Origin of the sequence: Methanotorris igneus Kol 5, from assembly GCF_000214415.1 — an archaeon.
In the GTDB taxonomy this organism is placed as follows: domain Archaea; phylum AGJL01; class Methanococci; order Methanococcales; family Methanococcaceae; genus Methanotorris; species Methanotorris igneus.
In genome coordinates, this window is sequence record NC_015562.1 from 558553 (window position 1) to 579915 (window position 21363).

Here is a 21363-nt window from a genome sequence, read left to right on the forward strand (position 1 = left end):
GGTTTTTAAGATGGTGAAAATATGATTTCAAGGGAAGAAATGTTGGAAATTTTTGAGGGATACAACAAAGATGAAATAACCATTGCAACACTCGGTAGCCACACAGCATTACATATCTTAAAAGGGGCAAAATTGGAAGGATTCTCAACAGCTGTTATTACAGTTAAGGGGAGAGACGTCCCTTACAAGAGGTTTAAAGTTGCTGACAAATACATATACATTGACAACTTTGCTGACATATCAAAAGAAGAAGTCCAAGAAAAGTTGAGAGAAATGAATGCTATAATAGTCCCACACGGTTCCTTCATTGCATACTGTGGATTAGATAATGTTGAAAACAACTTCAGAGTTCCAATGTTCGGTAATAGAAAAATATTAAGATGGGAAGCGGAGAGGGATTTGGAAGGAAAACTTTTGAGGGAAAGTGGTCTAAGATTACCAAAAAAATACAACAGCCCAGATGAGATAGATGGGCCAGTTATGGTTAAATTCCCAGGGGCAAGAGGAGGAAAAGGTTACTTCGTCTGTTCATCAAAAGAGGAATTCGATGCCAAAGTAAAGCAATTAAAGGAAAAAGGAATCTTAACCGATGAAGACATTGAGAAAGCACATATTGAGGAGTATGTTGTAGGGACAAACTTCTGTATCCACTACTTTTACTCACCACTAAAAGATGAAGTCGAACTTATGGGAATGGATAGGAGGTATGAGAGCAATATAGATGGACTCGTCAGGATTCCTGCAAAAGACCAATTAGAAATGGATCTCAATGCATCCTATGTTATAACTGGGAACATTCCAGTCGTTATTAGAGAGAGTTTGTTGCCACAAGTGTTTGAAATGGGTGACAAATTAGTTGCAAAGGCAAAAGAAATCGTTCCACCAGGAATGATTGGCCCATTCTGTTTGCAGAGTTTGTGTAATGAGAATTTGGAGTTAGTAGTGTTTGAAATGAGTGCAAGAATTGATGGAGGAACAAACAGTTTCATGAATGGAAGTGCTTACTCCTTCTTATACCATGGAGAACCATTAAGCATGGGACAGAGAATAGCAAGAGAGATAAGGATGGCCTTAGAGTTAGATATGATAGATAAGATTATCTCATAATTCATTTTTAAAATTATGTTTATTGTTTTTAGAATATTCTTCATATATTTCTTTTATAATGGTTTTTATGTATTCATTAGGAATTTCTAAACCTTTTAACAAATCAATAACCTTTTCTTTATGTTTCTTTGAGGTTGGTAAATCCCTCAGTGCCCTAAGTAGATACAATTTAAAGTCCTCATCTGTATTTTCAAAACTCTTTAATATATCCAAAACAACATCATCAACATCTCCTTTTTTAATGTTTAAGGCCATTATCAATTTTAAGGCACGATACTTTATCTCCCACATATTATGGCTTAGGAGTTTAAGGATTTCTGGTAAAAAGTTATATACCAATTCGAAATAACCCCTATCTAAGGCATCCTCAAGAATATCTAACAACCCAATTTTAGCCCCAGTATAAAGTTCTTTTAATAGGTTTTTTAGGAAGTTTATGCATTTTTCTTGGATTTTGTGGTGGTGATTAATTATCCACAACTTAAATAAATTGGGATTTGAGATTATTAAAATGGTCATAAATTTCTTTATCTTTTCTAAAACAATATGGTGGTTCTTATCAATTAATGAACATATCTGCTCAAAGATAATATTTGAATATTCACCAAAAAATTCTATAAATTCTTGATTCTTACTTTCTATCAACTTTATAAAATGATCAAAAAGGATAACCTTTGGTATAATGGTATTATCACTTAAAATTTCCTTGATTTCATCTATGTTCTTATTTTTAATAATATTTTTTATAACCATCTCATATTTGTTTTTGTAAGATGATTTTCTTTCTTTTACCAACAACTTCCCTTCCTCATCACCTGCAATATTAAGTATTTCCATAATTGTATTTAATGATACCTTATCCCTTTCATAAATTACCATGTTTTTTAATTTGTTTAGCATCTTGTTACTTAGTTCTATTCCAAAATTGACATAGGAAAGTATTTCTTTTAAAATCTTCCTTTTTATTGGGATTGGGTATTTATCAATCCATATGCATAGATATTCAAAATAATATTCAATAAATTCGGGGTGATTGGATAATATCTCATCTACAACCTCTTTTGCAATTTCATATCCATCATAAAGTTTTATTAATTCATATACAACAAACGATATGGGTGCAAAATATTTATCTCTAATAAATTTAAGAATATGTTCGACGGTTTCTTCATTATTTGCCTTTATTTCCTCACTTAACCATAATTTTATTTTTATAAATGCTGGTTCTCTAAACGCAGGGTTTTTCATTAATCTTTCTAAGATTTCTAATTTTCCTAAAACATCATTTTCAAAGTAATTAGTTACATATTCCATTTCAGGAAATTTTTTAATTAGGTATTTAGCAAGGGATTTAACAACCTTATTGTCATTTAATAAATATGCTGCAATTATTGAGGATAACATGAAATTCTTAAAAACCTCATCTTTAATTAATTCCCCATAACTACGCTTTAATATATTTGCATATAACAACAGATACTCAATAACAACATCAGGGTACCAATCATGACTATATTCAAAAATTTTAATCAAATCTTCTCTGGGTATGTAGTATTGCCTATAATTAATTATCCTTAAAATCCAAGCACCTCTGGCCCTAATTACCCAAATGTTATCTGAAAGGATATTCTTTGTTAGTGGGTAGTATTCATTTATATAGTATGGGAATTTGTAAAGAATATCTCCCAAAATTTTGCTTGATGTCAACCTCTCAATCCAATCGTCACTATTTAATTTTAGTTCAATATCCCTAAATATCTCAGAAGGTGATTTTTTTCCAACTTCTTCCCCCCCCCCACAAAGTCAGGGTAAACATCTGGAGTTATGAAATCTTCCACATTTTCCCCTATGGATGACAACAACAAAATTGAATAAACATAACAATTTTGGTGATCACATGCCAGATCTCTAATGTTTATTTTTTTGCAAAATTCTTTTATACGCTCCTTAATTTTTGGATTCTCACAATTTGTATATATGGTAGATATTGCCTCTAAAGTATAGCATTTTATAAAGATACGATCCATTAAAAATTTCTCACAATTTTCTAAAAGCATTGATAGGCAGTGATTTATCAATTCTTCATCCAAATAATTCCTTATGTCTTTATAGGCTATAATTTTTGAGAGTATTAAGTAAGATAATATCCTTACAATTCCATATCTACATTGTAACCTATTTAAAATCTTATCCACAAAATCCCTAATTTCTTTTGTGTTGTAGAGTTCAAAAAGTGCACAAACGTTGTGTTCTATGATACTTAATGACAATATCTCTATTATAATATCATTATCATCTAAATATTCTAAGGCTTTTTTAATCTCTTCTTTTCCTATATGTTTGGAACCAAAGTAAATTTTTATTAAAGGATGTACATCTACTTCAAGGCCAAATCCATCAACATCCAATGGAATATATTTTAATCTTGGAATCTTGGAAAAAATCATTTTTGTTTCTTTTCCTTCAAAATCTTCAAGCATTAAAGCCACAAGTATTTGAATTAGCCTAAGTTTATCATTTGTTAAGAGATACATAATTTCAGGAAGTATATCTTTTACATACTCTGGGTGATATCGAGATATTGCCGATATTTTAAATAATGCCAAAGATCTTTTAAGTCCATCACTTGAATACAAGTTATATGATAACTGGGTAACTATATTTTTTATAGTATCTTTGGGTATTGAATTAATTAATGAACTTAACGTTTTTGATATAATACCACACTGAGTAAAACCAAGTATGTAAACATGAGAAATTAACTTTTCGAATTCTGGTGAATTAATTATGCTGGGATATTCACTTATAATTTTTTTAATTGAGTTTAGTGCATTAACTCTAACCAACATATTCTCATCATAGAGTAATTTAACCAAGTAAGGAGTTACTTTCTTAAACACCTCCTTATCCCCAATTTTAGAGACGATTAAGTTTATAGAGCTAATACGCTCCCCGTAATTGTTGGATTGTATCAATTGATTGATATTATTTAATAACCCATATTCCATAAAATCACCGATATGCGTATAAATTTTGTTACGATATTGGGAATTATACTGATATTTGTTATATATACTTAATGAAATTCAAATTATGTTGATAATCCCACTTAGTAATGATAATTGCAATATTTCGTAAGGATACAAAATTTTTGGTGGCTGTGTGAATTTTTCAAATTTATTTAAACCTATTTATATGTTAATGAATTAATGAATTTTTAAATAATCTTTATTCTTCATTAATACGGCAAAACCGAAGGTTTTGCCAAAAGACATACGGCAAAACTTTCAGTTTTGCCAAAAAAACCCTTCTAACGCACACGACTATAGTTCTTATTTAAATTTAAATATTTTAATATACCAATTAAAATTCAAAAAATAAAAGCAATTAAAAACAATTTAAAAGGATTTAAAACATAGGTTGAAAAATCTAAAAGATACCAATCAAATTTTTTGAATATGTCTATTCTACATAGGTAATTTTCTCAACAATATTTCCCCTTGGTTCAACTTCTTCAAAGATTTGAGCTTCAAATCTATATATTTTAACTCCCTCTTCCAACCACATATCAGGTGGCAGCCCTGCTTTTAGACAGAGGTTTGCTAAATATTCTTCAACATCCCAGTTATATTCAACAGGAACTTGTGGTAATAATAACCCCCTATAAACCCCATATTCAATAATTAAACCATCCCTTCCAATTTTAATTTTTTCCAAGTATTCTCTTGGATGAGATACCCTAATTAATTGGGGAGCAGTTAAAATACTAACCTCCACAACTATATTATCCATCTCTTCCAAAGTTACTGGTGGGAATCTTGGGTCACTAATAGCTGAACTTATTGCCGCCTCCTTTAAAGCCTCTATTAACGGCATAATAGGTTCTGGAATTCCAATACATCCCCTTAAATCATGCCCTGGATATGTGTGGAGAGTTACAAATGCCCCCCTCTTTTCATTGAATTTTGGCGGATAATTATTTACAACTAAATCACGCCCAGAAAGATGGCTTTCAATTACATTTCTTGCAAATTTTACGGCAAATATGCCCTCTTCAAGTGTCAATTTCAAATTTCCACCCCACTAAAAAATTTGGATTTAACATATATTGAATTATTTTTTGTTTTTAATTGTTTATTTAATTTTCTTTCTTGTTGTATAGTTCAGTTCCTAAATTTAGGTAATATTTTCCCAATTCTCTCCTAAATTTTTTCAAATCTAAATATTTTGCCTCATGGTCTTCAAGATAGATTGCTCTATCTCCACATGCAGTTAATAAATCCAAACTACTTGTGACAATAATAAACGCTGATGTCAATTTTTCCCTTTCATTCATTATTATCTCCGCTAAGGACTTAACCCCTTCAAACCACTTTGATAACAACCCACTAACAAGCAGATTAACCGCCGAATTGTCCTCATCTATTAATATTAAATCCATCTTTGTATTTAAAGCTCTCTGTATTTGGTATGCCATTGTCATTGAACCAGAAGCAGTTCCATAAACCTTTTTTGGGTTACCTTTTATTCCCTTTGGTAGTTTTTGGAAGAATAAACTTATATCCTGCCCATTCATTTGCATAGTTCCCGTTGTTGCCTTTGAAACCTTATTTGTTGTTATTATATACTCTCTCCCATCACCTATAAGATGGTCATCCTGCCCGCTCTCTATCGCCTCCAAAAGCGTTGATTTTCCTTGTGCATTTCTCCCAGTTATAATGAATATCTCTCTCTTTTTAATTCCAAGGCCAGTTATAACATTTCCATCAAATAACTCTATTTCTATTGGATTTAACTCTATTGGGGTTTTAAATTCAACATTAACCCCTTTTTTAGGCCCTGCTATTCTATAGTGCCTTCTTATTCTTGTATACTCCCTTGCTGGTTTTGAGCCATCTCCAATAAAACAAACTAACCCCAATTTATCCAATCTATTTCTTAAATCTTTTTGATTAACTATGTTGAGGGTTTCTTTTTTAAGGTCTTTATATGGAATTTTTTGGATAAATTCATTTAATTTTCCAACTAATTCATCGATTTCAGTTGCTATTGTTTTTGCATTTTCATCATCAAAAATCATCCTCAAAAGCAAATGTAAATTTTCGTTCTTTATGTAGTTGTATCTATCTGCCCTCCACAAATCACTACCAATATTCAAATCACAATTTACTACTGTTACTGGTTCATATAATGCCTCATATCTCTTTGCTAAGTTGCCAGATAAAATAGAAAAGTCTCCTCTCCTTATGCAATCTTTTATGCGTTCTATTATATGTCCAGTAGCTCCCTCTATACCATATTTATTTAAATCCAAAAAATCCTCTCTCTTAAAAACAAATGGCAAAGTGACCTTTAACTTTCCATCTGCCTGCTTAGCAACATAAAATAGTTTATTTTTATTGGATTTTGTTAATTTTTTTCTATCCAAATGTTCTGTTTTTATCCTACTTATAATTTCATCGATTAGGGAAAATTTATTCTCCCTCATATATTTCACTTAAACAATTTATCTATTGTATCGTTATCTATCTCAAATCTAAATTTCCTTGCTTTGTATATCCTTTTTGCCCTAACATCCTCTAAGACCAAATCACTCTCAACTAAGTCAGCATCCTCCAATTTTTTAAGATGGGCATAAACAACAGGTCTCGATAAATTAAGTTCCTTTGCTAATTCGTATATATTCCATGGCCTTTGGTTTAGTAGATAGAGTATTTTAATCCTTATTGGGTTTGATAGAGCATCACCTATCTTTACTATTTTACCCAATGAGAGTTTTTCTCCCCCATTAATTTTAAAATCCATAGAAATCACATTTTTATATTAAATTATTCGATTTCTTCCCATTTTCTCTTTAATTCCTTAACAGTTTCTTTTATTTCCTCAATATCTTTTTCCATTTTTACTAATCTTTCATTGTCAGTATTTGGCTTTCTAACTATCAAATACACCAATAAAACAATGACCAAAATCAACAAAATCATTGTAAACATAGAATCCCCTCCAGAATAACCCGCCTTCGGATATACAGCCATACTTGGTCCATAACTAAAAGGCATAATCATCCCCCAATCAATAATAAAAAATTTAAATATTAAAAAATGCAAATATAGATTTAGCGCTGTTAATGTAATTTGTTTGCTGTAACTTTCTTTTTGTTGCTATGTTTATTACATATATTATCATTATATTACAATACATTTAATATTAAATTGAATATTAACTTATGGTGTTAACCTCTGCCTGTCTCTTGGGAACATCACACATTCTCTTATATTCTCTTGTCCTGTTAGAACCATTGTAAATCTATCTGCTCCAAGTCCCCAACCTGCATGTGGTGGCATTCCATATTTAAATGCCTCTAAGTAGGAGCCAAAGCCCTCTGGGTTTAAGCCTTGAGCTTTTATCCTCTCAACCAATAAATCATAGATGTGTATCCTCTGAGCCCCTGATGAAATCTCCAAGTCCTTATACATCAAATCAAATGCCTTACATATTTTTGGGTCTTTTTCATTTGGCATTGTGTAGAATGGCCTTGTTTCAGTTGGCCAATCAACTATAAAGTAGAGACCACCCATTTCTTCTCCAATTGCCTTTTCTGCTGCCCTTGATAAATCGTCTCCCCACTCCAATTCAACACCTTTTGCATTTGCAATATCTATTGCCTCATCGTAAGTTATTCTGTCAAATTTCTCATTTGGAAGTTCTAAATTAACACCCAACAACTCCAATTCTTTCTTCCTATTCTCATAAACATCAACAAATGCATTATAGACAACCTTTTCAAGCATTTCCATAGCATCCTTGTCATCACAAAATGCCATCTCAACGTCAATGGATATTGCCTCGTTTAAGTGTCTTCTTGTGTTATGTTCTTCTGCCCTAAATATTGGCCCTATCTCAAATACCCTGTCAAGTCCAGTAGCCATCAACATCTGCTTGTATAACTGTGGGCTTTGCCCTAAAAACGCCTCCTTTTCAAAGTAAGAGATTGGGAATAACTCTGTTCCCCCTTCTGTACAACTTGCCACAAGTTTTGGTGTGTTTACCTCAACAAAACCATTCTCATAAAATGTCTTTCTAACTGATTTTAACATCTCACTCCTAATTTTAAATATTGCCTGTATTTTTGGTCTTCTTAAATCTAAAAACCTGTTATCCAACCTTGTATCAATATCCGCTGAAACTTTCTCCGCTGGATCCAATGGGAGTGGAGTTGCTGCTTTGTTTAATATTCTTATTTCAATTGGAAGGATTTCAAATCCATTTGGTGCTTTTTCATTTGCTATAACTTTTCCTTTTATTGCGATTACGTCTTCTTTTCCAATTTCTTTTGCTGTCTTAAATATTTCTTCTTCTACTTTTTGTTTAGGAACTACAATTTGAACTGTTCCTTCTCTATCTCTCAATATAATGAATATTAACTTCCCCAATTTCCTTATTGCATGAGCCCAACCCATGACTATAACTTCTTCTCCATCCATTTCTGGTGAAATTTGGGATGAGTAGTGTGTTCTTCTCCAATCTCCTAACATCACTATCACCAATAACACCTATTTTTAATGCACCACATATATAATAAAAAATATTATTTAAATTATTCGCACATTTTATTAGTTAAATATTTATTTCAAAGTCCCAAAATTAAAGATAAAAAATTTTATTGTGTGATATAATGATAATTAATGTGTTGTTATTTATTATTGGTCTGCTCCTTCTTTCTTATGGTAGTGATTGGTTCATTGTTGGAAGTTCAAGGATAGCAAAACTTTTTAGAATTTCCGATTTTGTTATTGGAGCCACTATTGTAGCAATTGGGACATCCCTACCAGAAATAGTAACGTCAGTATATGCTGCATGGATTAACTCTCCAGGAATTTCAACAGGAAATGCCATTGGAAGTTGTATAGCAAATGTTGGATTAGTTCTTGCATTGAGTATTATATTCTCTCCAATAATTATAAAAGAGAGTTCTGTAGTAAAAAATACCTATGCATACATTTTATTTTTAATTACAGCATTTATTTTAGGATTTAATGGGTTCTCATGGATAGACGGGATTATTTTGATATTTTTATTTGCAATATACTTAAAATACACAATAAAAAATGGAAAAGAAAAAATTGATGAAGTAGAAGAAACATCATACATAAGAGCAGCACTTTTACTGATTATTGGATTGATTGGGGTTATTTTAGGGAGTGAAATGTTTGTAAATGGGGCAAGAAATATTGCCTTAGCTTTGGGGGTTTCTGAAAAAATCGTTGGTTTTACATTGGTTGCTTTGGGGACATCTCTTCCAGAACTTGCAGTTTCTATCGCAGCGGCAAAAAAGAAACTTGGGAAGATGGTGTTGGGAAATATTGTAGGGAGTAATGTTGCAAATATAGGTATGGCATTGGGGTTATCTGCAATTGTAACCCCCCTACCCCCTCAAAATTTGGAGATGGGGATAACTTTATTTATGGCAGTTCTATTGGCAATGTTTGCTAAGAGAAGAAAACTTGGAATATTTGAAGGAATTGTGTTCTTGATAATGTATTGCGTATTTTTATATACACTATTCAATTGAAACTTTTAGATAAGTTATAGTTGTGTGCGTTAGAAATTGAACATAACTTCAATAAATTTTGTGAAGCATTAAACCATTAAACATTAAATATTATAACCCTTAATTATAAGGAGGCATAACATGGAAATGGTGAAAATTAAGGTTAAGAGATTTAATAAAGATAAAGATGGATTTGAGGAGTATGAAGTTCCAAAAGGTATTAATGTGTTAAATGCACTTGAATACATCAACAAAAATTACCATGCGAATATCTATTTTAGGAGTTCTTGTAGAGCAGGGCAATGTGGAAGTTGTGCAATGTGCATAAATGGAGAGCCAAAGTTAGCATGCAAAACAAAGGTAGAAGATGGTATGGTTATAGAGCCATTAAAAAATTTTGATGTGATTAGGGACTTGGTTGTTGATAGAACTCCCTACTATAAAAAATTGGCAAATTTGAGAAATTACATTGAAAGAAAAGAATATCCAGAGGACTTGGAAAATATTAAACCAGATGATATAAATAAAGTAAAAAAGGTTAGGGGATGCATTGATTGTTTATCTTGCCTATCAGTTTGTCCAGTGAGAAAATTTACCGACTACGCAGGACCTACATTCATGAGGCAATTGGCAAGGTTTGCATTTGATGTTAGGGATGAAGGAGATAGGGAAAAAATAGCGTATTTTGAAAACCTCTACAACTGCACAACATGTGCAAAATGTGTGGAGGTTTGTCCAAAGGAGATAGAAATTGTCCATCATGCCATTGAAAAGTTGAGAGAACTCTGCTTTAAAAAGGGTTATTATTTAAAGAACCATCTTGCAGTGAGGGAAAATGTTTTAAAATATAATAGGTCAGTTGAGAAAGATAAAACCCCGTTGTTGGAGGAAGTTAATGAGGAATATTTAGTAGAAAATGAAAAAATGAGGGTGGCTTTCTTTACTGGATGTTTGATTGACTATAGGTTGCAGAATGTTGGTAGAGATGCAATAAAAGTATTAAATGCCCATGGAATTTCTGTAATAATTCCAAAAAATCAAGTTTGTTGTGGTTCTCCATTTATAAGGACTGGACAAACAGATATTGCCGAGAAATTAAAAAAGAAAAACTTGGAGATTTTTAACAACCTCGATGTGGATTGTGTTGTTACAGTGTGTGCTGGATGTGGCTCAACACTAAAAAACGATTATAAAGAGAAAGAATTTGAGGTTATGGATATCACAGAGGTTCTGAATAAGGTTGGATTGATTAAATACAAGCCATTAGATGCAACTGTAACATACCATGACCCATGTCATTTGAAAAGGGGGCAAGGAGTTTATGATGAACCAAGGAAGATACTAAAAAGCATTCCAAACCTAAAATTCATTGAGATGGAGGTTCCAGACCAATGTTGTGGTGCTGGTGGAGGAGTTAGAAGTGGAAAGCCAGAAGTTGCCTATGCCTTAGGAAAGAGAAAGGCAAAGATGATTTTTGATACAAATGTAGATTACTTGGTTACTGTGTGCCCATTTTGTGAATACCACATAAGAGATAGTTTGAAAAAATATAAAGAGGAAAATAACATCAAAAAGGATATTAAAGTTATGAATATCGTATCTCTGCTTAGTAAGGTTGTATAGCACTCGCAGTAAAAGTATAGTTGTTCGCCAAATTTTACGGCAAAACTTTGTTTTGCCATTTAATAAATCATATTGTAAAATTCCAAATAATAGTTAATTATCCCTTATATAATTTAATAGGGACTTCGTGCATTTGTAAGGCGAACAACTATATTAGTTGTTTGATTTATAAATGGATATTGGAATTTTATGATTAATTTAGGTCAATTTATCATTTCTTTCAAAAATTTTTTATGCTCAAATATATGAAAAAGAATTCCACAAACAACCATAAAAATAACAAAAATAAGGTGAGCGAATGGTCACATACAAAGATGCAGGAGTAGATATCTACAAAGAAGATAGGGTTATAAAGGCGTTAATTTCTCAAATAACATTTAAAAGAGATGACATAAAACCCGCAGAATTGGAAGGGCATTATGCAGGAGCTATTGAATTTGGAGATTATTATTTAGTCCTCTGCACCGATGGAGTTGGGAGCAAGATGATTGTTGCAGAGATGGCAAAAAAATTTGATACTGTTCCAATTGATATGATAGCGATGAACGTAAATGACGCCATCTGTATTGGAGCTGAGCCAGTTGCGTTGGTTGATTATTTGGCAGTTGAGGATATTGATGAAGAAATAGCAAGACAAATAGGGAAGGGGTTAAATGAAGGTGCAAAAGAAGCAAACATAAACATCATCGGTGGAGAAACAGCAACACTCCCACACATGATTAAGGGAATTGATTTGGCCGGGACTGTTTTAGCTATTGTCCGAAAAGACCAGATAATCACAGGAAAAGATATAAAACCAGGAGATGTTATCGTTGGGTTGAGGAGCAGTGGAATACACAGCAATGGATTATCATTAGCAAGAAAGGTATTCTTTGAAATTGCTGGAATGGATATACACGATGAACTTCCACATGGAAAAACTATAGCAGAGGAGCTTTTAACTCCAACAAGAATTTATGTAAGGCCAGTTTTAGAGATGATCAAAAAAGTTAAGGTTAAAGGATTAGCCCACATAACAGGAGGAGGATTTAGAAAGTTGAGGAGGCTAAACAAGAACGTTGCCTATATCATCGATAATCTCCCAGAAGTTTTACCAATATTCAAAGAAATTCAAAGGTTGGGTAATGTTCCTGATGAAGAGATGTTTAGGACTTTTAATATGGGCATAGGATTTTGTGTTATAGTTGATAAAGAAGATGCGGAGAAGGTTATTGAAATAGCAAACTCCTACAACATACCAGCATTTGTAATTGGAAGAATAAAAGAAGAACCAAAAAACAAGGTAATCGTTAAATATAAAGGAAAAGAAATACATTTAGATTAAAAACAAAAATAAAATGATACTAAAAGAATAAACAAGTAAAATAATAATTAAAACATAAAAACAATCACATCCTAATAACTTTTTCCCCATCAAACATACCCACAACATCTTGGGCATTCTCACAAATGCAAAATAGCAAATCCTCATGATAACCAAGATTCCTTAAGTTATCTGCTGAATTTGAATTTAAAATTAAACTTTTCCAATCTCCTTTTGTCAATAACTTTGCTGCAAGAACTTCTTCATTTTTGGTTTTTTCTTTACTAATCTCTTCAATATACCTTGCTATCAACCCAGCCCCTATTACATCCTCAATTGCGAACGTTCCTTTTCTATGACATGGGACAAGAGTTATTCCTGACTTAGCTAATTCTACTGCCTTTTCAGCAACGTATTTTGCATTTGTTATTGAGCCAATCAGAACATAATTTGCGTTTTTGAAAACTCTCTTCATTACCCTCGTTCCGTTTGTTGTTGTCAATACAACTTTACCATTGTTTTTTACATGTTCTAATATTTTTCCTTTATTTCTCAAAATCTCTGTTGGAGAGTTACCGAAATCAAATTTCTCTATTTTTTTGCCGTTTCTTTCTCCAATTTTTATGGCGTCTTTATATGAGTTTGCCTTCTCTATACTATCAGTTATATATACCTCATTACACAATTGTAAGAGTGTGTTTATGGTTGTTGATGCTCTAAGAACATCAATAACGATAGCCACATCCGACTTAGAATTTTCACACCCTACACTAAAAAATTCATAGGTTAAATTTATAGCTGTTTGCGGAATTTTTTACACCCCCATAAACTTATGAATCTTAGATGATAATGATTCAATATTAAAATAACGTAAAATTTCATAATATTTCAAAATTATTATTGTAGTTATGCAAATAACCATGTGTGCATAATATTGTCATCATGTGATAATATGGAGATTTTAGGCATAAATGTATTAGAGATTGTAGGTTTATTCTTTATATTGCTTATAATACTATTGATTTTAATGCTTCTTATAAGCATTGTAGTGGGAGCATATCTAATTAAAAGAAACAAATTAATCTTCCCAAAAATTTTTATATACATAGCAGATAACTTTTACTCTATTCTATTGAGGTTATTCCTTCTTATTGGCACAGAAGAAACCTTCTACAATGTAGGGATTGAGTTTTACAATAAATATTATGAAGAACAATTTAAAAAATCAAAAAACAAAGTTTTGATTCTTCCTCATTGTTTGAGGGACACAAAATGCCCCGCAAAGTTAACTCCAAATGGAGTAGAATGTGTATTTTGTGGGAGATGCTGTATTGGGGACATCATAAAAACTGCCAAAGAAAATGGTTATAAGGTCTTTATCGTTCCGGGTTCTACATTTTTAAAAAGAATTCTAAGAGAGGTTAAACCTGACGGTGTATTTGGTGTTGCATGTAGTAGGGATTTATTCTATGGTATGAACTACTTATCAAGGAAAGGCATCCCTTCACAAGGACAAGCGTTAATAAAAGATGGCTGCATAAATACCATGGTTAACGTCAATGAGTTATTGCAGAGGTTGAAAGAATCCAATGCAAATAATAATAAATAATAAATACAAAATTTTCCAATACTAAATAAAAAATTAAAAGGCTAAATAAAAAATTAAAAGGTGATGGAATGTTATCAAAAATAAAGGACTCATTGAAAAGCATTACAACAAAAAAATTAGAGAGTGATGGGACAAAATATATCATGTTTGGTGGAAAGGGAGGAGTTGGAAAAACTACAATGAGTGCTGCTACTGGTATCTATTGTGCAGAGCAAGGATTAAAAACAGTTATTGTCTCAACAGACCCTGCACACTCATTAAGAGATGCATTTGAGCAAGAGTTTGGGCACGAACCAACAAAAGTTAAGGGCTTTGATAATTTATATGTTGTAGAAATAGACCCTCAAAAGGCTATGGAAGAATATAAGGAAAAATTAAAGGCACAGATGGATGAAAACCCAATGTTGGCTGGTATGTTAGAGGAACAGTTAGAAATGGCTGCCTTATCTCCTGGAACTGATGAAAGTGCTGCATTTGATGTATTTTTGAGATACATGGACAGTAGTGAGTTTGATGTAGTTATATTTGACACCGCTCCAACAGGGCACACATTAAGGTTTTTAGGACTCCCTGAAATAATGGACAAATATATGGCTAAGATGATTAAATTCAAGAAGCAAATGAGCGGATTAATGAAAATGATGAAAAAATTAATGCCATTTGGAAGTAAAGATGATGACATTGACTACGACAAGGCATTAGAAGAACTTGAAAAAATGAAGAAGAAAATAGAAAAAGCAAGAGAAATTCTCTCAAATCCAGAAAAAACTGCATTTAGATTGGTTGTTATTCCAGAAGAAATGAGTATTTTGGAAAGTGAAAGAGCAATGAAGGCATTGGAAAAATATGGCATTCCAATTGATGCAGTTATTGTAAACCAAGTTATTCCAGAAGATGTTGAATGTGAATTCTGTAAAGCAAGAAGAGCACTGCAACAGAAAAGATTAGAAATGATAAAAGAGAAATTTGGAGATAAGGTTATTGCACACGTTCCATTATTAAAAACAGAGGCAAAAGGAGTAGATACATTAAGAGAAATTGCAAAAATTTTATATGGTGAAGAAGAGAAAGAATAATGTTTATTTAAGTAATTTGGAAGTTATATTATCTCTTTTTCAAATTTTTAATAACTCAATTAATATAATTTTGAGTAAATAAAAATTAAGTCATTGAATACTTGTAATTTGGGGTCTGTCCAATATGAGTATTGGTGAGTAAATACCCATATTGGACTTGGACGTCATCAGCCACACAAGGGTGTCTCTGCCCCTGTCGTGGACATAAAAACCTTAACGGTTTTTATAGTTGTGTGCGGAATAGTTGAATAACGTAGTTATTCAACTTCCCTGCAACCGAAGGTTGCAGTGGATTTTTAAACTTATTCATACCTTAATAAATTTCAAATAGTAATAAGCCACCTTAAAATTTGAAACGGCTTACAGCCGTTAAAAATTCATCAGCAGCATATTTCCAAACTACAACGCACACAACTATAGTTCTCGTCGCTTCGCTCCGAGATGGCCCCAAGCTCCACCCATCTATCTTTTTTATCTTTATAAAGTTCTATATAAATATATCGAAAACTCATAAACACACATATCCTCACAAATACTCACAAAAAACTAAACAGTTTTGAACGGCGTGGGAAGTATTTTTTAATTATTGATTTCATTGTTTATCTTATTTTTGATTTGTGTTTTATCTACAACAGAGCAAATATAATCTCAATGAATATCAAAGCAACTATTGTACCCTCCAATATTAAATTGTAGTATTCAACCATGTGTTCTTTAAGTATTGAATAAATGTCATTTATCATCTCCAATTTTTTTTCCACCCTTTTTATCCAATCTGGAACATAGAATATCTCACACAATGTTTCATATAACTCAGCATAATACCTATCACCATATAGTATTAAAACACTCTCAACAGAGTCCAGATATGAAATATACGAGATCCTTTGGGCATAGACCTCCTTTGAAACCTTTCTTAACCTAAAATATCCCAACTTGTCCAACTTCAATTGGAGGAGGTATTTTATCCTCTCACTTAATATGTAATCAAAAACCCTTAAATTTAAAACTCTTACACATGCTAACTCAATAATATCCACTTCCTCCCAAAAATCCTCATTTTTATCTAAAATAATACCATTATCCCAATCCAGAATAATCAAGTCCTTATCAGAATATTTTAATTTATTTTCAATGAGCTCTTCAATATACTCCTCTGGAACGTCCTCATATTGCCCTCTCAACAACCTACCAAGAATTTTTTTGTTATTCTTCACGAACTCATCGGGATTATCATAATCACTAAAACAAAATACTGTATAACTTTCTAAAAACTTTTCAATGTTGTATTTTTTTATATGCTCTTCTGCCTCAGAGCAAAGTTCTTCCTTTAACTCGAAAATGTCCAATAACTCCTTATTTCTAAACTCTTTTGTAATTTCTACAATAATATTCATTTCATAAACTTTTACAAGGACTTCCTTATTTTCCTCAGTTATCCTTTCTAATAAGTTATATGTTGGGAGAAACTCTTCATAACTGAGTATTTTTTTAGTTCTTAAGGATATTATTTGTCCTGAGTCAATACCCTTCTTTAACCTACCAACAAGGATTTGAACAATTTTTCCACTTAACTTGTTTGTAAATGAGTCCGGAGAGTTTTTTATCTTTACAACCCTCTGCCTTTGAGAACCTCTATTAGGCAAATAAATCACCAACTTATACTAAATAACTAACAAAGTATAGTCGTGTGCGGAATATATACGGCAAAACCCTTTGGGTTTTGCCATTATATTTATACGTTAATGAATTTCTGAATAATCTTTATTCTTCATTAGAATTTTGAAATAACTCTACAATTATTAAAAATTTACCAATGGCATATTACAATTTCTAACGCACACGACTATAATTCAAAACAATATGAAGAAAATATTAAAAACATTAAGAACGCATAAAATCCACAACAATGGACAAATATAAGTATCAAATGTTATTATTGGAAAATAATTATAAATACCTTTCGAAATTTAGTATTATAGCATAAAAATTTTAAAACAAACAGATATTCTCAAAATGAAATTTATAAAAATAATTTTACCAAACCTTTTTGTTGATTAGGTGAAACTATGATAATAAGAGGAATAAAAAATGCCAAAATAAATCAAGACATTTTTAAGTTGAAATTGCCATTTCAAATACTGAATGCAGAGTTAATTGCAACAAAAAAACATGTCCTTCATGCAATAAATCAAGCAAAAACTAAAAAAAATATTACTAACTCATTTTGGATGGAAATTTTGGTTAGGGCATCGGCACAGAGGCAAATATCAAATGCCATAAAACTCCTCGGAGCAAAAGATGGTAATGTTTGCGTGGTTTGTGAGAATGAAGAAGTTTTGAGCAAGGTTTTAGAAATCATTGGTGGAGAAGTAGATGATAGCGTTTTAGAATTAAACGAGGAAAAGGAAAAAAAGATAAGAGAGGCATTTGATATTAAAGGGTTTGGTAATGTTGTTGAAAGGGTTTGTGAAAAGATTGCAATTATGGAATTAAGGAAGGAGTAACAATTTTCTATACCTCCAAGCGTAGCGAGGAGGTATTTCCATTTGGATGCAACCTTTTTTAAAGGTTGCGTTGGGAGAGTCTGTGAAAAGATTGCTATCATGGAATTAAAGAAAGAATAAAACTTTTGTATTTCTAATTTGATTTATTTGAATGCCGATATTTTTAGGTAAAGAGAGAATTAGGTGAAATCATGATAATCAAAAAAATTAAAGATTTAACAGAAGAAGAAAAGAGCAAAATCATCAACAGAAATAAGATGAACCTTGAAAATATCATCCCAACAGTTCAAGAAATTTTAAAGAATGTTAGAGAAAAAGGAGACGAAGCATTAAGATACTACACAAAAAAATTTGATGGTGTGGATATTGAAGATTTTAAGGTTAGCAAAGAGGAGATAGAGAACGCATACAATAAAATTGACTATAAGGTCATAGAGGCAATAGAAAAAGCTGCAGAGAACATTAAAGAATTTCATGAGATGCAATTGAAAAATCTAAAAGAATGGGAAATAGAAAAGAATGGTATTAAAGCAGGACAGATTTTAAGACCTATAGAAAATGTTGGATGTTATGTCCCAGGAGGTAGGGCATTTTATCCTTCAACGGTCTTAATGACTGTTATTCCTGCAAAGGTTGCTGGATGTGAGAGGGTAATTATAACCTCCCCCCCAACAAAAGAGGGAGAAGGAAATCCTGCAACATTGGTGGCTGGAGATATAGCGAAGGCTGATGAGATATATAAGGTTGGAGGAGCTCAGGCGATAGGAGCAATGGCTTACGGAACTGAAACAATTCCAAAGGTTGATATTATTGTGGGGCCTGGGAATGTTTTTGTAACTGCAGCAAAGAAGTTGGTTTATGGTGATGTTGCTATTGACTTCCCTGCAGGACCTTCTGAAGTTTTGATAATTGCAGATGAAAATGCTAATGAAGAATATGTAGCATTGGATTTCTTAGCTCAGGCAGAACATGACCCAAACGCATCCTGTGTAATAACAACAACATCTATGGAAAAGGCAAACAGCATAAAAAATAAAATCATTGAGGAGATGGAAAAAGCAGAGAGAAGAGAGATTATTGAGAAAGCATTAGAAAACTCTGCAATCCTTGTTGGAGATTTGGATGAATGCATAGAGTTCTCAAACGAATATGCTCCAGAACATTTGGAAATCATAACCAAAAATCCAAGAGAAGTTTTAAAGAAAATTAAGCATGCTGGGAGTATATTCTTAGGAGAGTATGCCCCAGTTCCAGTTGGAGATTACGCGAGTGGAACAAACCACGTTTTACCAACCTCTGCATGTGCAAGAATGTATTCTGGGTTGAGTGTTGAGACATTCCTAAAAAAGCCAACAATTCAGGAATTAACAAAAGAAGGGTTAAAAAACATTGCAGACATTGTAATTACATTGGCAGAGGCAGAAGGATTATTCGGGCACGCTGAGGCTGTTAGGAGAAGAATAAATTAAAAAATTAAAGAAAGAATAAAAAATAAAAATTATCTTAAGAATCTTATCTTATTATCTAATTTTATCTTAATTTTCCATATTGTTGTTTCTATTTTATTCCTGATTATGCATAATCTTTTTTATTGGTTTTGTTAATATTGGTTTTTCACTTAAAATTCCCTCTGGTCTGTAGTATAAGATTAGAACAACCAATATCCCAAAGATTATGTATTCAAGCCATACAGCCTCAAATGGTAGATGAAGGAATTCTTTTATTTCAAATTTATAGGTCTCCAACAATACTTTTGTTATGACAAAAATCAAAGTCCCCAATATAATTCCCTTATTATTTCCTTTTCCTCCAAGCAATACCATCAAGAATGGGAAGAATGTCCATTCAACCCTCGTAAATGCAGTTCCAATGACATTAGCTGAATAAAATCCAAATAAAACCCCAGCAATTGCTGCAATTGCAGTTCCAATTGAGACAGTTTTTATCCTAATCTTCATTATGTCTCTTCCAAATGCAATTACAACATTTTCATTTTCCCTCATAGCCCTAAGTATTCTTCCATAAGGCGTGTTTAGAAGTTTGTTGGTGAACAAATATATTACAAATGCAATAAGTAATATTAACCCAGCAAATACGAATCCCCTCATTTCTCCCGAAACAAATGCCAAAATATCTGGCACCGATGCTCCATAATAACCTCCAATTATACTTGGAGTGTAGTAGGTTGAGAGGAAGAACACCTCTGCAATGGCAAGCAAAGTAACTCCTAAATAATCCTCTTTAAGTTTTGCACTTGGCAATATAAAGAGTGCCCCTATAATCAAACCCAAAACAATAGCCAAAAATATTGACAAGAGGAGAATACCAATACCATACAGTGGATTTTGTGAGATAAGATCATTTACAACGCTACTTACCATTGTGCTTGCAGTGACAATATCCCCATTAATCCCAAATATTAGCATTAAGATTCTGTTCACAATTCCCCCAACGACCACTGCCCCAAGCAATACTGCAAGATGTTTACCAAAATTTGGAATTCCTCCATAACCAAACTCAATATTTAGGCTTAGATTTACTATCAAATAAAGCCCAAACCATATAAGGATAAGTTGGATTAAATCCACTATCATTTTACCGACCCCTTGCAATTTTAACTTGAAATTTAGAAATTGTAGTGTCTATTGAATAATAAGCACATTTGCACTTAATCCCATAATTTTGTCAATTTTTCCCACAATTTAGTTCCCGTTATCCCACCAGGAGCAAATAATAGCGTGAATATCATCATAACCAACGAAACAACTTTACTGTAAACTAACACTCCAGTTCCAAATATTGAGGACAATCCATAAGTAACGAGAGATTCGGAGATCCCTACAATATACCCTCCAATTAATGCCCCTGCAATGTGTTGTAATCCCCCTACAATACTTGCAGCGAAGATAGATACTATTATAAACCCTCCTGTCGCTGGCACAATTACTTGCATAAACGGCAAAACAGCCCCAGCCATCCCAGCCAAAGCTCCGGATAAAAACCACGAAAATAACCTTGTATTTTCTACATTAACTCCCATCGCTTCTGCTAAGGACGGATTTTCCATAGACGCTCTTAAAGCAATTCCAAACTTCGTCTTGTATAATAGCATATAAAGCCCCAATAATGTAAGCACTATGAGAAGAGACGATATTACAAGCCTCCCCGACAATCCAAAAACATCAAAATCAAGATTCGTGAATATGAATTGTGTTTCTGTCTTTTTGGTTATGCTTCCAAGGGTCTCTGCAAACGCTCCAACAACTCCAAATAATATCAAATCCCACGCAAGGGTTGCAATCATCAACATCTCTACGGATGCATTCTTTTTTATTAATGGTTTGAGAATGCAAGCGTATGTTACAATTCCAACAATACCTCCAATAATAAACGCCAACGGTATTGCATAATAGGGATGAATTCCCGCCAACCTAAAAAGCATCAATGCAAAATATGCTCCAACAACTGCAAAAGAACCCTGAGCAAAGTTCGGCACTCCTGTGGTTATATAAGTTAGTGTTAAACCTAAACTCAACAACACCATCAAATTTGCATATGTAATTGCCCCTTCAACAACAGCCATCTTT

General features: G+C 32.5%; 20 protein-coding genes. 8 read left to right on the forward strand and 12 right to left on the reverse strand.

Annotated elements, in window-relative coordinates; translation table 11 throughout:
- The first annotated feature begins 21 nt into the window (after positions 1 to 21).
- Positions 22 to 1107, forward strand: coding sequence for a formate--phosphoribosylaminoimidazolecarboxamide ligase (locus METIG_RS02720; RefSeq protein WP_013798714.1), 1086 nt, complete (start codon positions 22 to 24; stop codon positions 1105 to 1107).
- On the opposite strand, the gene METIG_RS02725 is transcribed toward METIG_RS02720, so the two are convergent.
- The 7 genes from METIG_RS02725 to aspS all read right to left on the reverse strand — a co-directional run bounded on the left by METIG_RS02725 (position 1102) and on the right by aspS (position 8642).
- Positions 1102 to 2814: a hypothetical protein gene (locus METIG_RS02725; RefSeq protein ID WP_013798715.1), complete on the reverse strand. Its 1713-nt coding sequence runs from the start codon at positions 2812 to 2814 to the stop codon at positions 1102 to 1104. The genes METIG_RS02720 and METIG_RS02725 overlap by 6 nt on opposite strands.
- A gap of 29 nt (positions 2815 to 2843) precedes the next feature.
- Positions 2844 to 4115: a hypothetical protein gene (locus METIG_RS02730; RefSeq protein ID WP_013798716.1), complete on the reverse strand. Its 1272-nt coding sequence runs from the start codon at positions 4113 to 4115 to the stop codon at positions 2844 to 2846.
- Between the two features lie 454 nt (positions 4116 to 4569).
- Positions 4570 to 5178, reverse strand: coding sequence for a TIGR00296 family protein (locus tag METIG_RS02735; protein ID WP_013798717.1), 609 nt, complete (start codon positions 5176 to 5178; stop codon positions 4570 to 4572).
- Between the two features lie 67 nt (positions 5179 to 5245).
- On the reverse strand, positions 5246 to 6595 hold the full coding sequence (locus tag METIG_RS02740) for a P-loop domain-containing protein (RefSeq protein ID WP_013798718.1): 1350 nt from the start codon (positions 6593 to 6595) through the stop codon (positions 5246 to 5248).
- Between the two features lie 5 nt (positions 6596 to 6600).
- Positions 6601 to 6912 carry an ArsR/SmtB family transcription factor gene (locus METIG_RS02745; RefSeq protein WP_013798719.1) on the reverse strand — a complete coding sequence of 104 codons (312 nt, stop codon included), beginning with the start codon at positions 6910 to 6912 and terminating at the stop codon, positions 6601 to 6603.
- A 23-nt stretch (positions 6913 to 6935) separates the two neighbouring features.
- Positions 6936 to 7166, reverse strand: a complete 231-nt coding sequence (locus METIG_RS02750) for a hypothetical protein (protein ID WP_013798720.1) — start codon at positions 7164 to 7166, stop codon at positions 6936 to 6938.
- A 165-nt stretch (positions 7167 to 7331) separates the two neighbouring features.
- Positions 7332 to 8642 (reverse strand): aspartate--tRNA(Asn) ligase, encoded by a 1311-nt coding sequence (gene aspS / locus METIG_RS02755; RefSeq protein ID WP_013798721.1) that lies wholly within the window; start codon positions 8640 to 8642, stop codon positions 7332 to 7334.
- Between the two features lie 140 nt (positions 8643 to 8782).
- Between aspS and METIG_RS02760 the strand changes: the two genes are divergently transcribed.
- The 3 genes from METIG_RS02760 (at position 8783) to purM (ending at position 12605) form a co-directional block, all read left to right on the forward strand.
- Positions 8783 to 9679, forward strand: coding sequence for a calcium/sodium antiporter (locus METIG_RS02760; protein WP_013798722.1), 897 nt, complete (start codon positions 8783 to 8785; stop codon positions 9677 to 9679).
- Between the two features lie 120 nt (positions 9680 to 9799).
- A complete protein-coding gene (tfrB, locus tag METIG_RS02765) occupies positions 9800 to 11281 on the forward strand; it encodes a fumarate reductase (CoM/CoB) subunit TfrB (RefSeq protein WP_013798723.1) in 1482 nt (493 codons plus the stop codon).
- A 298-nt stretch (positions 11282 to 11579) separates the two neighbouring features.
- Positions 11580 to 12605: a phosphoribosylformylglycinamidine cyclo-ligase gene (gene purM / locus METIG_RS02770; RefSeq protein WP_013798724.1), complete on the forward strand. Its 1026-nt coding sequence runs from the start codon at positions 11580 to 11582 to the stop codon at positions 12603 to 12605.
- 64 nt (positions 12606 to 12669) lie between these two features.
- Here purM and comB read toward each other — a convergent pair whose 3' ends face one another.
- Positions 12670 to 13326 carry a 2-phosphosulfolactate phosphatase gene (comB, locus tag METIG_RS02775; protein WP_157209536.1) on the reverse strand — a complete coding sequence of 219 codons (657 nt, stop codon included), beginning with the start codon at positions 13324 to 13326 and terminating at the stop codon, positions 12670 to 12672.
- A gap of 210 nt (positions 13327 to 13536) precedes the next feature.
- Here comB and METIG_RS02780 point away from each other — a divergent pair, with 210 nt between their 5' ends.
- Together METIG_RS02780 and METIG_RS02785 are read left to right on the forward strand one after the other, a co-directional pair.
- Entirely contained in the window at positions 13537 to 14193 is a 657-nt protein-coding gene (locus METIG_RS02780; RefSeq protein WP_013798726.1) for a DUF116 domain-containing protein, read from the forward strand.
- Positions 14194 to 14261: 68 nt separating this feature from the next.
- Complete coding sequence (locus tag METIG_RS02785) at positions 14262 to 15269, forward strand: TRC40/GET3/ArsA family transport-energizing ATPase (RefSeq protein ID WP_013798727.1); 1008 nt, start codon at positions 14262 to 14264, stop codon at positions 15267 to 15269.
- Between the two features lie 380 nt (positions 15270 to 15649).
- Here the strand turns inward: METIG_RS02785 and METIG_RS09690 are convergent, their stop codons facing one another.
- Both METIG_RS09690 and METIG_RS02790 read right to left on the reverse strand, forming a co-directional pair.
- Positions 15650 to 15781 carry a hypothetical protein gene (locus METIG_RS09690; RefSeq protein WP_281033960.1) on the reverse strand — a complete coding sequence of 44 codons (132 nt, stop codon included), beginning with the start codon at positions 15779 to 15781 and terminating at the stop codon, positions 15650 to 15652.
- A gap of 114 nt (positions 15782 to 15895) precedes the next feature.
- A complete protein-coding gene (locus METIG_RS02790; protein WP_013798728.1) occupies positions 15896 to 16924 on the reverse strand; it encodes a hypothetical protein in 1029 nt (342 codons plus the stop codon).
- A 414-nt stretch (positions 16925 to 17338) separates the two neighbouring features.
- Here METIG_RS02790 and cgi121 point away from each other — a divergent pair, with 414 nt between their 5' ends.
- Together cgi121 and hisD are read left to right on the forward strand one after the other, a co-directional pair.
- Positions 17339 to 17776: a KEOPS complex subunit Cgi121 gene (cgi121, locus tag METIG_RS02795; protein ID WP_013798729.1), complete on the forward strand. Its 438-nt coding sequence runs from the start codon at positions 17339 to 17341 to the stop codon at positions 17774 to 17776.
- A gap of 191 nt (positions 17777 to 17967) precedes the next feature.
- Complete coding sequence (gene hisD / locus METIG_RS02800) at positions 17968 to 19245, forward strand: histidinol dehydrogenase (RefSeq protein ID WP_013798730.1); 1278 nt, start codon at positions 17968 to 17970, stop codon at positions 19243 to 19245.
- 93 nt (positions 19246 to 19338) lie between these two features.
- On the opposite strand, the gene METIG_RS02805 is transcribed toward hisD, so the two are convergent.
- Both METIG_RS02805 and METIG_RS02810 read right to left on the reverse strand, forming a co-directional pair.
- Positions 19339 to 20370: a branched-chain amino acid ABC transporter permease gene (locus METIG_RS02805; protein ID WP_013798731.1), complete on the reverse strand. Its 1032-nt coding sequence runs from the start codon at positions 20368 to 20370 to the stop codon at positions 19339 to 19341.
- Positions 20371 to 20444: 74 nt separating this feature from the next.
- Positions 20445 to 21359 carry a branched-chain amino acid ABC transporter permease gene (locus tag METIG_RS02810; RefSeq protein ID WP_013798732.1) on the reverse strand — a complete coding sequence of 305 codons (915 nt, stop codon included), beginning with the start codon at positions 21357 to 21359 and terminating at the stop codon, positions 20445 to 20447.
- Between the last annotated feature and the right edge of the window lie 4 nt (positions 21360 to 21363).